The organism is Listeria monocytogenes ATCC 19117 (assembly GCF_000307025.1).
Classification (GTDB): Bacteria; Bacillota; Bacilli; order Lactobacillales; family Listeriaceae; genus Listeria; species Listeria monocytogenes_B.
Genome location: NC_018584.1, coordinates 408464 through 423065 on the forward strand (window position 1 = coordinate 408464; position 14602 = coordinate 423065).

Sequence of the window (14602 nt, forward strand, 5' to 3'; positions counted from 1 at the left end):
AGCTGTTTTTTTATGTTTCTGGTGATAAGAAAATGGGAACAAGATACTATTAAACTTTTTGTCAGGGGGAGCAAGATGAAATCCAAAGGGAGACTGTTTTTGTACGTTGTTTTGGCGTTGTCGATTGTTATTGGGACGAATGTATTTATAAAAATAGACGCACATGCAGCCGCTGCACCACCAGCTGCAATCAGCCAGATTTTTCCCGATGATGCTTTAGCGACAGAAATTCAAACTACACTCGGAAAGTCTAGTACAGCAGAGGTTGTCACTCAAACAGATTTAGATACTATTAATTCATTAACCCTTACTTCTAAAGGTATCAGCTCCCTAGAAGGTATGAACTACTTGACCAATTTAGGAACTTTAATTTTAACTGGTAATCAAGTAAGCGATATTTCGCCACTTAAAGGCTTAACTAACTTGACCATGCTTCAGCTGAGTGGAAATCCGATTAGCGACATTAGCGCACTTAGTAACTTGAAAAACTTACAAGCTCTAGATATTAACGACGCGCAAGTTACTGACATCACGCCACTGAGCGGTTTAACAAATCTAAAGGGTTTAGGCTTATATAATAATCAATTGGAGAACCTTAGTGGAGTAAATAGTTTACATCAACTCCGCTCCTTAAATGTTAGTAATAATAAGCTTACGAACCTAGATGAGCTACAAGCGCTAAGCAATTTAAGCGTTCTATATGCAAATGAAAACCAAATTAACAATCTTCAGGGGCTAAGTAATTTAAATAACCTTTTCTTGCTTGATTTATCAGCGAACCAAATTGTGGATACTACTCCACTCGCTGGCTTAACTAAGGTACAAACATTATACGTATCAAACAATCAAATTAGTGATGTAACTGGTCTTTCGAGTTTAATAAATCTAGATTGGCTCGATATAAGCCAAAATAAAATTAGTAACATTAGACCTTTAAACAGTTTAACGAAGCTAACAATTATTCAAATGACTAATCAATTAATCGTAAACGAACCGATAAGTTTCGAAAGCACTGTAACGATTCCTAATTTAATAAAAAACATTGCGGAACAAACGATTGATCCCGATACAATTAGCGATAACGGTGTGTATGCGAATGAAGCTGTTACATGGAATTTACCTAGTTATATTCCTAAAGTCAGCTACACCTTTATTGAACGTGATACGATTGGTAATGCAACTGGAAATTTCAGTGGGACTGTAGAACAACCATTAGTACAATATTTTAAAGCAACTTTCAATATTGACGGGCAAGAAACAACGGAAAATGTCGAAACAGGGACACTTTTACAAGAACCACCAACCCCAGTCAAAGAGGGTTATACATTTAACGGATGGTATGATGCTGAAACAGGTGGAACAAAATGGGACTTTACAGCCGATACGATGCCAGCAAATGATATAACGTTGTATGCCCAGTTTAGTATTAATAGTTATACCGCAACTTTTGATGTAGATGGCGTCATTTCTACTCAAGCGGTAGAGTATCAAGGTTTACTGGAAGAGCCACCAGCGCCAACTAAGGATGGTTATACATTTAAAGGTTGGTATGATGCCAAAACTGGTGGAACAAAATGGGACTTCACAAACAATCAAATGCCAGCAAATGATATAACCTTGTATGCCCAGTTTAGTAAAGATGCATCTTCTGGTGGGGACGGTGGAGGAACCGATGAAGGTGGAGGTAACTCTGAAAATAGTACAGAGGGAGCTCCTAATACGAGTGATATAGATACTATAAACCACATCGTACTACCAGCAACAGGAGATGACCATGTGCTTTTTCCAATCTTTATTGGAACATTTCTTACGAGTTTAGCATTACTTACACTTAGAAGAAAATAAAGGAAAAAGCAGCTGCATAACGCAGCTGCTTTTTTGAAACTTATTTTTTCAATTCTCGTTCCATCTGCAAACGTTGTACTTTCATTGTTGCAGTACGAGGGATTTCATCATATTTCATGACAATTGGCTCATTCATATGTGGTAGGTCAGAAACTGCGTCCCACCATGCATCCCAATTCATTTCTTTATCATCATGAACTGCGATAATTGGTTGCGGGCTGCCATTTTCACCACGGATAATGACAACTTCATCTAAGAAAGTCAGCGTATCAAGCAGTTTATCTTCAATTGCGAGTGTACTATCAATTGTTTCTACTAAATCGACTTGACGATCTTGCAAGAATAACCGGCCTTGTTCATCTTTCATACCATAATCGCCGCTATCCCACCAAGGTCCGTACACATTCTCTTCAAAACGAGCTTCTTCTTTGTAATAAGTAAGCGCGCGACCTTTGGAAAGCATTTGAATATTACCACTAACCCCAGCTGGAACAGGATTACCATCTTGGTCAACAATCCGAACTTCTGTTAAACCAGGAACACCAATTCCCATATCGCGCGCATTTAGCGTTTCAATGGATTGAAGCGTATGACCACGTAAAATCATCGGACCACATTCACTTTGTCCATAAATTTGTAAGAAAATTGGTTTTTTATATTCGGAAGTACGAAGGAAAACCGCCATTGTTTCTTTATTAATCGCATCAAAAGTAGAATGATAAAATTTGATACTTTGGAAAACGTCTGGTTTTTCACGAGCAAGTGACGCCCATTGAACAAAATGATTTGGATGCGTTTCGAGTACGTACGGTTTGTATTCGCGTAGCACTTTTTCGACGTTCGCTTTAGTCGGATTGGCAATTGGCAGAAGCGGGAAACCGAGCGACATCAAGGATGAAACACCAATATTAAAACGAGAATGTACTGGTGAGATATGGAAAGCTACAAGCCCTCTTGGTTTGATGAAATTAAGAATACGTCGTTGGTATTTCGTTCTCCAACCCATCGAATTCGCAGAGTGAGCGATTAATTTTGGCACACCAGTTGTTCCAGAAGTGTGAGTCATATAAGCAATCATATCTTTTGGTAATTCTTCTTGTTCGCATGTGTAGCCATCTAGTGGCGCTTTAAACAATTGTTCAGCATTGATCAATCTACTGTCTGGTAAATTGTTTAACTGATGACTTTTCTCAGAAGTCTCAGAATCAAAAAGTAACCAAGGTTGGTCAAGGCGATTAACAAAAATATCAATAGTAGACGCTGGAAGATGCGGGGAAACCATGATTGGCACGGCACCAATATAAGAAATCGCAACTGCTAAAATATAAGAATCGAATTTGGCAGATTTATATACGATTACTTTTTCTTCTTTGCGTACACCGAATTTATGTAGATGAGCTGCTTTTTGGATAATAGCCTCTTCACATTTTTTGTAAGTAGTGTGAAGGCCTAATTCAGGAAAAGTAACAAGCTCTTCATCAAAATGGATGGGCATTTCTGGATAGCGTTCAGCAGATTTTTTGAAATTGGTATAGAGGTTAAGTGGTTCGTACTTTTTTATCGTCATATGGCGATGCTCCTTTAATATTTGATGTTGCTATTATATCACTTTGTGGAAATAATGAGGAGTAGTAATAGAAAACATTTACATCATTGTAAAAAAATCTGTAAATTGCTTTTTTTCTTATTTTGGAAAATTCGCCTGATGACCTGTAAAGATATCTCAATTAGTGATATAATATGTTAATATAATCACAAACTATTGGTCTAGGGGAAAATTTTCAAAAAAGTGGAGGTACGAAAATGAAAAAAAGGTTAGCTACAACTTTCATCATGCTACTATCGCTTGCATTAATTATCGCAGGTTGTGGCAGCAATAACACAAGCAAAAGTGACACGGAGAAAACAAAAGAAAAAGAAAAAACAGAAGTTACATCGGGAGCGTCAAAAACTAGCTACACAGATCCATCCGAATTAAAAGATAAATATGATATCGTTATTGTTGGTGCAGGTGGTGCAGGAATGTCCGCAGCACTAGAAGCAAAAGCGAAAGGCATGAACCCAGTAATCCTTGAAAAAATGCCACTAGCAGGCGGAAACACAATGAAAGCCTCTTCTGGTATGAACGCCTCTGAAACTAAATTCCAAAAAGAAGAAGGAATTAATGATAGCAACGACAAATTTTACGAAGAAACATTAAAAGGTGGTCACGGAACAAACGATAAAGCAATGCTTCGTTTTTTCGTAGACAATTCCGCCAGCGCCATTGACTGGTTGGATTCCATGGACATTAAATTAAACAACTTAACTATCACAGGCGGAATGAGCGAAAAACGTACGCACCGTCCTGAAGATGGCTCGGCTGTTGGTAAATACTTAGTAGACGGTTTACTAAAAAATGTTCAAGAACAAAAAATCCCAGTTTTCGTTAACGCAGACGTAAAAGAAATTACACAAAAAGACGGAAAAGTAACTGGCGTGAAAGTAAAATTAAACAATAAAGACGAAAAAACAATTAGTTCGGATGCAGTAGTTGTCACAACTGGTGGCTACGGAGCTAATAAAGATATGATTGAAAAAGAACGTCCAGACTTAAAAGGATATGTAACAACGAACCAAGAAGGAAGTACTGGCGACGGTATTAAAATGATCGAAAAACTTGGTGGAACAACAGTGGATATGGATCAAATTCAAGTTCACCCAACTGTTCAACAAGATAAATCTTACCTCATCGGTGAAGCCGTTCGAGGTGAAGGTGCGATTTTAGTCTCTCAAGAAGGTAAACGTTTCGGAAACGAATTAGACACACGTGATAACGTTACAGCTTCCATCAACAAATTACCAGAAAAATCCGCGTACCTAGTATTTGATTCAGGCGTGAAAGACCGCGTCAAAGCTATCGCGCAATATGAAGAAATGGGCTTTGTGGAAGAAGGTAAAACAATTGATGAATTAGCCGGCAAAATCAATGTACCAAAAGAAGAGCTAACTAAAACATTAGATACTTGGAATGCAAGTGTGAAAAACAAAAAAGACGAAGCATTCGGCAGAACAACCGCAATGGATAATGATTTATCTAAAGCACCATATTACGCAATCAAAATCGGACCAGGAATTCATTACACAATGGGTGGCGTAAAAATCAATACAAATACAGAAGTTTTAGACAAAGACGGTAAACCAATCACAGGCCTATTTGCTGCGGGAGAAGTAACTGGTGGCTTGCACGGGGAAAACCGTATTGGCGGAAACTCTGTCGCTGAAATCATTATTTTCGGACGTCAAGCTGGCGACAAATCAGCAGAATTTGTAAAAGCACAATAAGAACCCATACACCATAGTGATGTGATTAATAGAAAATAAAAACTTGTTAGGACGCCTTAAACAGACGTTTTAGCAAGTTTTTTATTGGCTAAATAGCGCGTTAGTGTAGTACTATGGATGGGTAACAACTGAGATATATACACTGATAAATTAGCAGCGTTTAAGCTAAATTTGTTAGTTTGTTAAAATAAGGAGGAAATAGTATGTTGAAAATGGGTTTTATCGGAAACGGAAAAAGTACGAATAGATATCATTTACCATTTATTTTAGAGCGGGATAATATTGAAGTGAAGACGATTTATAATCGAAATCCCAAAACAGCCACATGGGACAAAATTGAAGGGGTTCACTATACAACCGACTTAGACGAGCTGTTAAAAGACCCAGAAATCCAGTTAATTACCATCTCTACAACACAAAGCTCTCACTTCGACTATGCCAAAATGGTGTTAGAAAACGGCAAAAATGTGCTTGTTGAAAAACCATTTATGATGACATACGCTGAAGCGAAAGAAATTTTCGAACTAGCTAAAGAACGTGGTTTACTCGTTCAATGCTACCAAAATCGTCGTTTCGATTCCGATTTCCTTACAGCACAAAAAGTAATTGAAAGTGGAAAATTAGGCGATTTATTGGAAGTAGAAATGCATTATGACTATTTCCGTCCAGAAATCCCAGAGTCGGTTCATGAATTTAAATTCTACGACAGTTATTTATACGGTCACGGCTGCCATACAATCGACCAAGTACTTTCTTACTTCGGCAAACCGGACAACATCCATTATGACGTGCGCCAACTGCTCGGCGAAGGACGAATGAACGATTATTTCGACCTTGATTTATATTATGGCGTAACAAAAGTATCCGTAAAATCAAGCTATTTCCGTATAAAAGCTCGTCCAAGCTTTGTCCTTTACGGCAAAAAAGGTATGTTTACAAAAGAAACAAAAGACCGCCAAGAAGAACATTTAAAACTATTTTACATGCCAAGTAATCCAGACTTTGGAATCGATTTACCAGAGCATTACGGAACGCTTACGTATGTTGATGATGCCGGAGTTTGGCATGAGGAGAAAGTAATCTCTGAGGTTGGCGACTACGGCCGCGTTTATGATGGTTTGTATGATGCAATTATTAACGGGAAACCAAAACAAGTAACTGACGAAGAAACCTTGCTACAAATGGAGATTTTAGAAAAAGGCGTCGAAGCTTGTAAATAATGAAAAATTGTCCGCGGGAGCAAGCTTGCGGGCAATTTTTTTTGGATAAAAATGATTGATTTCGTTCATATAAACAACCAAAATAGCTCTAAAAATGAACTTTTTGCATAATACACCCATAATATTGAATGAAGTCGTTCAGCGTGATATAGTGTAATCAACAAGTGAAGCGCTTACTTTGTTGAGAGAGGATGTGGATTATGAATATATCGAATTTAATTAATGAAGACCGAATTATTTTTGATAATCGTATTCAAACAAAACAATTATTATTTGAAAAAGTAGCAGAAGTACTAGGTGAAGAAGGTTCTATAACAAATCCAAAAAAATTTATACGTGACTTATATAAACGAGAAGAAGAAACTTCTACTGGAATTGAAGATGGTTTTGGCATCCCTCATGCAAAAAGTAAATATGTAAAAGAACCATTGATTGTTTTTGTTCATTCTGGCATTATAAATGATTATTTTGGATTAGATGATTCACCGATTGAATGTAGTTTTCTTATTGGTGTTCCGAAAAAAGCCACAGATGTTCACTTGCAAATCCTAAGTGAACTATCGAGGAAGTTAATGAACAAAGAATTTCGTGAAAAATTAAAAAATTCCAAAAACAAAACGGAAATTATAACAATTTTATCGAACTAAGGAGGCGTTTCACATGAAAATAGTTGGTGTTACTGCTTGTCCCACTGGTATTGCGCATACGTATATGTCTGCCGAGAAATTAACTATAACGGCAGAAGCGCTTGGTTACGAAGTGAAAATCGAGACACAAGGAGCTAAGGTTGAAAATGTTTTAACGAAGGAAGACATCGCGACTGCTGATTATGTCATTTTAGCAGTCGATAAAGAAATAGATACATCAAGGTTCGCTGGAAAGAAAATTAAAAAAGTATCCACTTCCAGAGCGATTAAAGAGGCTGATGTGGTTATTGAGGAAACTATTTCTGGTAAAGGGTTAATCAGTTTGGAGGCGAAAAGTTCGGATATAAGTTCGGAACAACCGTCAAAAGCAAGTTTATACAATCACTTTATGAATGGTGTTAACTATATGTTGCCATTTGTCATAGCTGGCGGGATTTTAATTGCTATTAGTTTTGCTTTTGGAATTGATGCCTCAAACCCTGACTCTGATTCGTATAACGCACTTGCAGCTGCATTTTCAAAAATTGGTGGGGATACTGCATTTGGTTTAATGGTTCCAGCACTTGCAGCAGGGATAGCGGTTTCTGTGGCTGGTCGAGCAGGATTTGCGCCCGGGCTTGTGGCAGGGACACTGGCGACTGTTGGTGGATCAGGATTTCTAGGCGGTATGATTGGTGGTATTTTGGCTGGTTACGTGGCACATTTCTTTGCTAATAAAGTCAATGTCACTAAATCACTTGCTTCGATTTATCAATTGATTGTTGTACCGCTTTTAGGGATTACGATTGTTGGTTTGGCGATGGTATTTATTATTGATACACCAATCGCTTGGGTTTTAAATGCACTCACAGGTTGGTTGAATGGGCTTGGTGAGACATCTGGCGTCGTATTTGGACTACTCATTGGTGTGATGATGGCAGCAGATATGGGTGGGCCAATTAATAAATCTATTTCAACCTTTTCAATTGGGTTAATGTCAGCAGGTGTAACGGCGCCGATTGCGGCTTGTATGGCGGCTGGAATGGTTCCGCCACTTGGATTAGCACTCGCAACACTATTATTTAAAAACAAATTTACAAAAGAAGAAAAAACAGCGGGGAATTCTTGTTGGGTGTTAGGTGCATCTTATATTACTGAAGGAGCAATTCCTTTCGCAGTTGCTGATCCGCTCCGGGTTATCCCAAGTTTGATGTTAGGTTCTGCAACAGCTGCTGCAATTTCGATGGGAGCTGGTGTAACTTCGATGGCGCCTCACGGTGGGATTTGGGTGATGTTCATTCCAAATGTAATTAACCATTTATTTATCTACTTACTAGCAATTGCAGCAGGCACAGTCGTGACAGCAATTTCTGTCGGACTATTAAAAACCCCATTAAACAAGCGAAAAAATAAAGAGGAGATGATATAATGTTATATACAATGAAAGATCTTTTAGCAGTAGGAAAAGAGCATCAATTTGCGGTACCAGCATTTAATATCTGTAGTTTTGATATGTTAAAGTCGATAATGGAGGAAGTGGAGGCAAATAATGCTCCTGTAATTTTAGAAATTCATCCGGATGAAATAGAGTATCTCGGTGATAACTTTGTTGCAACAGTCAGAGAATACGCACATAAAAGTAAGGTGCCGGTCGTTATTCATATGGACCACGGTGGAACAATCAAAGATGTGATGCGGGCAATTAGAAATGGCTATACTTCTGTCATGATTGATGCTTCAAGAGCCAGTTATGAAGAGAACGTGGCGTTGACTAAGCAAGTGGTTGAACTTGCGCATAAAGTCGGTGTTTCTGTTGAAGCGGAACTTGGAACAATCGGGAACAATGGTTCAGCAGAAGGCGGGGCGGATACCATCATATATACTGACCCTGACCAAGCAGAAGATTTCGTACAGAGAACTGGCATTGATACGCTAGCCGTAGCTATTGGAACGGCGCATGGGTTATACCCTAAAGATAAAAAACCAGAACTGAATATGCCTCTTTTAAAAGAATTAAATAAACGCTTGGATATTCCGTTTGTACTTCATGGTGGTTCGGGAAATCCAGATAAAGAAGTCAGTGAATCTGTACAGTACGGTGTTAGGAAAGTAAACCTTAGTTCAGATCTGAAAAGTGTGTTTTTTGAAGAAGTTCGCCGCGTTTTAGTGGACAATCCTGCGATGTATGAACCAAATCAAGTGTACCCATCAGCAAATGAAAAAGTAAAAGAAGTTGTAAGACATAAATTACACATTTTAAATACTACTGGTCAAAGAGATAAATACTAATAAGAAGGGTAGAAGCGCTAGTTATAGTGCTTTTGCCCTTTAAGGAGTGGAGGAACATGTTAAGCACAGCGAAGGAACGGCAACTAAAAATCGTTAACCGGCTAAAAGTGGAACAATTTATGCGGATTATTGATTTAGTGGAGCTTGTCAACTACAGCGAAGCCACTGTTAAACGGGATTTAGTAGAATTAGAAAAAGAAGGACTTGTGAGACGAACAAGAGGCGGGGCAATGATTATCGATAATAAAAAAATCGATTTGCCTTATTTAATGAAAATGAATGAGCGAAGTAATGAAACGAGTAAAATAAGAATTGCCGATATTGCCAAATCACTGATTCGCGATGATATGGTGATTTTCTTAGACTCTAGCTCAACATCACTGCATTTAATCGACGTTTTAAGTAAATTTGATGGACTGCAAATTATTACAAACGGGGTCATGACGGCTTCCATGCTATCAGAATTTACAAATGCAAGAGTTAGTATTTTAGGAGGATCGATTTTAACGAAGCGATATACGGTGAACGGCGCAAAAGCATACAATGACGCTTTAACTTATAATGCGGATATTGCTTTTGTTTCATGCCGGGGGATCGACTATGACAAAGGTGCAACGGAAACACATGAAGGTGAAGCACTCATCAAACAAGCTTTCAGGCGCCAGTCAAGTTCGCTCGTTTTACTTGTCACCGAAGAAAAAGTAGGACACAAGTTTATGCACCAAAGCTTAGCATGTCATGATATTGACTATTTAATTACGGACTTCAAACTGGACCCAGATGTAGAGGAACAGTTCAAAACCCATCAAATTACTTGTTTGTATTAGATTTTATACTTAAATAGGCAAAAATAATCGTAAGTACTAAAAATAAAACAGGTATTACCAATAAACTTCCGAAAAAGTGAATGTCATTAAATTCTTCGCTATCTAATAGTGATAATAATATGACATTTTTTTGAATGACATTTAAAACTTGTAAGCCCATAAAACATAGCATACTAAGTATTAATGAAACGAAACTAAAAATTTTGTACATGTTGTACCTCCTATGATGTAGTTTTAGTTTTATTATACAACAAAAACGCCTTGAAACTTAAACGGATATCCAAGTTTCAAGGCGTTTTTGGAGAATGCTGTTAAAGAATTCCTTTCGAAGTTACCACGTTACCTTGTACAAAAATAGTTTCGCAGTTACTAATCGGAAATATTTTTAAATCATCCGCATAGTCCGCTATTATTTGTTGTGTTATTTTTTTAAAAGGTGTGTTGTTGTAATGAGGAAGCGTATAGAAATCGACTAAATTTAAAGCATCATAGTTGGTTAAATTAGTGGCTTTTTTTACGCTGTCCATGGATTGGATATACGATATATTAGGACTCGTGATGACTGCACCGGCTGATTCACCAATATATAATTTTCCTTTAGCAATTTCCTCTAAAATTAATTTATCTGCACCAGTTCGTTTTAATTCTTGTAGTAAAAAGAAAGTATTTCCTCCAGTAACATAGATAAAATCATTTTTTTTGAGTGTCATCGTTATTTCTTCTAGATTTTCTGCCGCCACATCTAGTTCCTCAACAATTAACCCTAAATCCTCGAGCGCTTTTTTACCAGCTTCTACATAAAAAACAACTTCTTCAACGGTGCTAGCCGTCGGGATAAAAGTAACGGTTTTTCCTTGGAGATTGCTTTCAAATTCAGTAAATAATGGTACAACATCTTTAAAAGACGAGGTTAAAAATAAGTTTTTCATCATTTTTTAGCTCCTTTGGTTTCTAATTATAGTATAATGGTTAAAGGTATCAATTAGTGACACCTTTTAATCTGAAAAAAGAAAAGAGATGGCGATGAGAAAAGCAGAGCGATTAAATGATATGATGTTGTTTTTAAATGATAAAAATTCGTTTCAATTAAGCGACATAATGGCAAAATATGGCGTTTCCCGCAGTACTGCTATTCGAGATATACAGTCTTTGGAAGAAATAGGCATGCCGATATATTCGGAACGGGGACGAAATGGTCATTATCGGGTGCTTCGTAATCGGCTACTCTCGCCCATTGTTTTTAATATCGATGAGGTATTTGCGCTCTATTTTTCGATGCTTACCTTAAAAGCCTATGAAACGACACCTTTTCATTTGAGCGTGGAAAAATTAAAAACGAAATTTGAACGTTGTCTTTCAGCTGAAAAAATCGAAATGCTTCGAAAAACAGAAGAAGTATTTAGTCTCGGCTATATAAAGCATAATAATCAATGTGAATTTCTAGATGTTATTTTGCAGTTTACGATGGAGGAGAAGGTGTGTCAGATTAATTATGATAAAAATGGGACTGAAAAAACGTATATTGTTCAATTTTATAATATATCTTCGGCATACGGGCAATGGTATGTGACGAGTTATAACTTCGAGACGAAACGGATGCAGGTATTTCGTTGTGATAAAATCCTTGCGCTAAAAGAAAATGATACTTTTGAAGCTAAGAAAATGGAGGAATTAAAAAGAGTGGCTGATTCTTTTAATAAAAAAGCTGATGTAACTACCTTTGAAGTGGAAATTGCCTCAAATGGTGTTGACTTATTTTTTAAAGAAAATTATCCATCGATGAAACTTCGCCAACAGCAAGGTAAAAATGTTATTCATGGTTTTTATCATAAAGGAGAGGAACAATTTATTATCAATTATTTACTAGGTTATGGTGAAAAAATTATAGCTATCCAGCCAGATTCATTGCGAGATATGTTGCTAAATGAGCTCGATACGATAAAAAAACATATGCAAAATTTATCATCCTAACTTTGTTGTATAATGAAAACAAGTCAATGATTAGAAGGAGCCGATTTTAGTGGAAGAATGGGATTTGCTAAATGAGAATCGTGAATTAACTGGGAAAACACATATCCGCGGTGAAAAACTAGCGCCCGGAGAACTTCATTTGGTTGTTCACGTATGTATTTTTAACGAAAAAGGGCAACTTTTAATCCAAAAGCGCCAAAAAGATAAAGAAGGTTGGCCGAATTATTGGGATCTTTCTGCGGCGGGTTCTGCGCTAAAAGGCGAAACAAGCCTGCAAGCTGCTGAACGAGAAGTGCAAGAAGAACTAGGGATTACAATTGATTTAAGTAACACCCGTGCCAAATTCAGTTACCATTTCGAAGCGGGATTTGATGATTATTGGTTTATTACGAAAGACGTGGAACTTAGCGACTTAACTTTACAAAAAGAAGAAGTAGCAGATGCCCGTTTTGTGACTAAAGAAGAGTTAGAAGTGTTAAGAAGTTCGGGCGAATTTATTCCATACTTCTTTTTAAACCAGCTTTTTAACCTCAAAAACGCCACATCTATCCATTTTTAACGAATATAGCTAAATTTCCACTTAACAAATTCGTTTCCTACACTTATAATAGTACAGAGACACGAGAAAACTCCAATTAGAAAGCGAGTGGTAATATGGGCCGTAAATGGGCAAATATTAAAGAGAAAAAAGCGTCAAAAGATAAAACAAATAGTCGTATCTATGCAAAATTTGGAATTGAAATATATGTAGCGGCTAAATCGGGCGACCCAGATCCGCATGCCAACCAAAAATTACGTTTTGTTATTGAACGTGCAAAAACATACAATGTGCCGAAACATATTATTGACCGTGCAATCGAAAAAGCGAAAGGCACTGGCGATGAAACATATTCAGAACTGCGCTATGAAGGCTTTGGTCCAAATGGCTCGATGATTATCGTAGACGCACTGACAAATAATGTGAATCGTACGGCATCCGATGTTCGCGCAGCTTATAGCAAAAACGGCGGCAACATGGGCGTAAGTGGTTCAGTAGCTTATATGTTTGATAATACAGCCATTTTTGGTGTTGAAGGAAAAGACGCGGATGAGTTATTAGAACTTTTAATGGAAGCGGATATTGATGTTCGTGACATTTTAGACGAAGATGGCCAAGCGATTATTTATGCAGAACCAGAAGATTTCCACAAAGTACAAGAAGGTTTGAAAGCGGCTGGAATTGAAGAATTTACAGTAGCGGAAATCGAAATGATTCCTCAAAATGATATTCAATTATCAGGTGAGGACTTAGAAAAATTCGAGAAACTAATTGATGCTTTAGAAGACCTAGAAGACGTGCAAAAAGTATATCATAACGTCGAATTAGAAGATTAACAGCCAACTATTACAACAATCGGAGGAATTGATAAAATGCCAAAATTACCAAATTGCCCAGAATGTAACTCAGAGTATGCCTACGAAGATCGCGGCTTATTAATCTGCCCGGAATGCGGCCATGAGTGGAGCGCTGTAGCAGAAGAAGCTACCGAAGAAAAAGTGTTCAAAGATGCAAACGGCAACGTACTAACAGATGGCGATTCTGTCACAGTCATCAAAGATCTTAAAGTAAAAGGCGCATCAAACCCAATCAAAATGGGAACAAAAGTAAAAAATATCCGCCTAGTAGACGGCGACCACGACATTGATTGCAAAATTGACGGCTTCGGCCCAATGAAATTAAAATCAGAATTTGTTAAGAAGATATAAAAAACAGCGATTCTCTAATTCAGAGAGTCGCTGTTTTTTTTAATTCTGCACAAAAACCGTTTCAAACACAAACGATTCATACGTATGGCGCGTTATCGAATATTCGAACACACGACCATCTTCCAAATGCGCTAATTTTTCAATTTCCATCATAAAAGTAGGTTCTTCTAAATTGAGGAGCTTGCTATCCTCTTGATTTGATTTATCCCCGCGTACCCAAACATGCGCACTCTGCATCTTAAGTTTCAAATCATCCCGAATATAATTATAAATCGAGTCCTCTAAATGACGTGGTTCTAGACCTGGAATAATCGCAAGTGGCATATAAGTATGTTCAATCGAATAGGCTTTATGACCAACTTCTCTCATCCGGATGATTCGGTAAATATAGTCATCCTGCATCTCTAATTTCTCTGCGACTTCTTTCGATGGTTTTTCAATAGAAAATAAAATGACTTTGGATTTAATATTGTCTTTTCCAAATGTATTTACAAGTCCGGACATTGGCCCAAGCGCGAATTCTCCGCCGTTAGTCGAATGGGATTTCACGAAAGTCCCAGCCCCGCGTCGTCTAATAATCATGCCTTCTTGTACAAGCATATCCAGTGCTTTTTTGACAGTGAGCTTGCTGCAATCATACGTGCGAGCCATACTGTCCCCATCAGGCAATTTCTCGTTAATTTCGTATTTATTTTGGTTGATTTTATCACGGATATCTATGTATATTTCCATGTATTTAGCCATTCCCGACATT

The 14602-nt window shown here is 37.5% G+C and carries 15 protein-coding genes; 11 read left to right on the forward strand and 4 right to left on the reverse strand.

The annotated features are described in order from the left end of the window. Positions 1–75 precede the first annotated feature (75 nt). Entirely contained in the window at positions 76–1845 is a 1770-nt protein-coding gene (locus tag LMOATCC19117_RS01975) for an InlB B-repeat-containing protein (RefSeq protein ID WP_003728145.1), read from the forward strand. Positions 1846–1885: 40 nt separating this feature from the next. Here the strand turns inward: LMOATCC19117_RS01975 and LMOATCC19117_RS01980 are convergent, their stop codons facing one another. After that, on the reverse strand, positions 1886–3412 hold the full coding sequence (locus tag LMOATCC19117_RS01980) for a class I adenylate-forming enzyme family protein (protein WP_003734813.1): 1527 nt from the start codon (positions 3410–3412) through the stop codon (positions 1886–1888). Positions 3413–3648: 236 nt separating this feature from the next. Here LMOATCC19117_RS01980 and LMOATCC19117_RS01985 point away from each other — a divergent pair, with 236 nt between their 5' ends. The 6 genes from LMOATCC19117_RS01985 to LMOATCC19117_RS02010 all read left to right on the forward strand — a co-directional run bounded on the left by LMOATCC19117_RS01985 (position 3649) and on the right by LMOATCC19117_RS02010 (position 10131). Continuing rightward, entirely contained in the window at positions 3649–5169 is a 1521-nt protein-coding gene (locus tag LMOATCC19117_RS01985; protein ID WP_003724286.1) for a flavocytochrome c, read from the forward strand. 203 nt (positions 5170–5372) lie between these two features. Beyond that, on the forward strand, positions 5373–6389 hold the full coding sequence (locus LMOATCC19117_RS01990; RefSeq protein ID WP_003734811.1) for an oxidoreductase: 1017 nt from the start codon (positions 5373–5375) through the stop codon (positions 6387–6389). Positions 6390–6589: 200 nt separating this feature from the next. Continuing rightward, a complete protein-coding gene (locus LMOATCC19117_RS01995) occupies positions 6590–7036 on the forward strand; it encodes a PTS sugar transporter subunit IIA (protein ID WP_003724288.1) in 447 nt (148 codons plus the stop codon). A gap of 13 nt (positions 7037–7049) precedes the next feature. Further along, complete coding sequence (locus LMOATCC19117_RS02000) at positions 7050–8444, forward strand: PTS fructose transporter subunit IIC (protein ID WP_003724289.1); 1395 nt, start codon at positions 7050–7052, stop codon at positions 8442–8444. Continuing rightward, entirely contained in the window at positions 8444–9304 is an 861-nt protein-coding gene (locus LMOATCC19117_RS02005; protein ID WP_003734810.1) for a ketose-bisphosphate aldolase, read from the forward strand. Before LMOATCC19117_RS02000 ends, LMOATCC19117_RS02005 begins: the two co-directional genes overlap by 1 nt. A gap of 56 nt (positions 9305–9360) precedes the next feature. Further along, entirely contained in the window at positions 9361–10131 is a 771-nt protein-coding gene (locus LMOATCC19117_RS02010) for a DeoR/GlpR family DNA-binding transcription regulator (protein WP_003724291.1), read from the forward strand. Here the strand turns inward: LMOATCC19117_RS02010 and LMOATCC19117_RS02015 are convergent. Together LMOATCC19117_RS02015 and LMOATCC19117_RS02020 are read right to left on the reverse strand one after the other, a co-directional pair. Next, entirely contained in the window at positions 10115–10342 is a 228-nt protein-coding gene (locus LMOATCC19117_RS02015) for a hypothetical protein (protein WP_003724292.1), read from the reverse strand. The genes LMOATCC19117_RS02010 and LMOATCC19117_RS02015 overlap by 17 nt on opposite strands. Positions 10343–10442: 100 nt before the next feature. Continuing rightward, entirely contained in the window at positions 10443–11060 is a 618-nt protein-coding gene (locus tag LMOATCC19117_RS02020) for a peptidase E (protein WP_003734595.1), read from the reverse strand. Between the two features lie 94 nt (positions 11061–11154). Here LMOATCC19117_RS02020 and LMOATCC19117_RS02025 point away from each other — a divergent pair, with 94 nt between their 5' ends. The 4 genes from LMOATCC19117_RS02025 (at position 11155) to LMOATCC19117_RS02040 (ending at position 13848) form a co-directional block, all read left to right on the forward strand. After that, the gene (locus LMOATCC19117_RS02025) at positions 11155–12102 is read left to right on the forward strand and encodes a helix-turn-helix transcriptional regulator (RefSeq protein ID WP_003741444.1); all 948 of its coding nucleotides are present in this window, start codon (positions 11155–11157) and stop codon (positions 12100–12102) included. A 49-nt stretch (positions 12103–12151) separates the two neighbouring features. Next, positions 12152–12661 (forward strand): NUDIX hydrolase, encoded by a 510-nt coding sequence (locus LMOATCC19117_RS02030; protein ID WP_003731389.1) that lies wholly within the window; start codon positions 12152–12154, stop codon positions 12659–12661. A gap of 95 nt (positions 12662–12756) precedes the next feature. Next, a complete protein-coding gene (locus LMOATCC19117_RS02035; RefSeq protein ID WP_003724296.1) occupies positions 12757–13476 on the forward strand; it encodes a YebC/PmpR family DNA-binding transcriptional regulator in 720 nt (239 codons plus the stop codon). A 36-nt stretch (positions 13477–13512) separates the two neighbouring features. Continuing rightward, positions 13513–13848: a zinc ribbon domain-containing protein YjdM gene (locus tag LMOATCC19117_RS02040; protein WP_003724297.1), complete on the forward strand. Its 336-nt coding sequence runs from the start codon at positions 13513–13515 to the stop codon at positions 13846–13848. A 39-nt stretch (positions 13849–13887) separates the two neighbouring features. On the opposite strand, the gene LMOATCC19117_RS02045 is transcribed toward LMOATCC19117_RS02040, so the two are convergent. Further along, a complete protein-coding gene (locus tag LMOATCC19117_RS02045) occupies positions 13888–14601 on the reverse strand; it encodes a GntR family transcriptional regulator (protein WP_003728140.1) in 714 nt (237 codons plus the stop codon). Position 14602 lies beyond the last annotated feature (1 nt).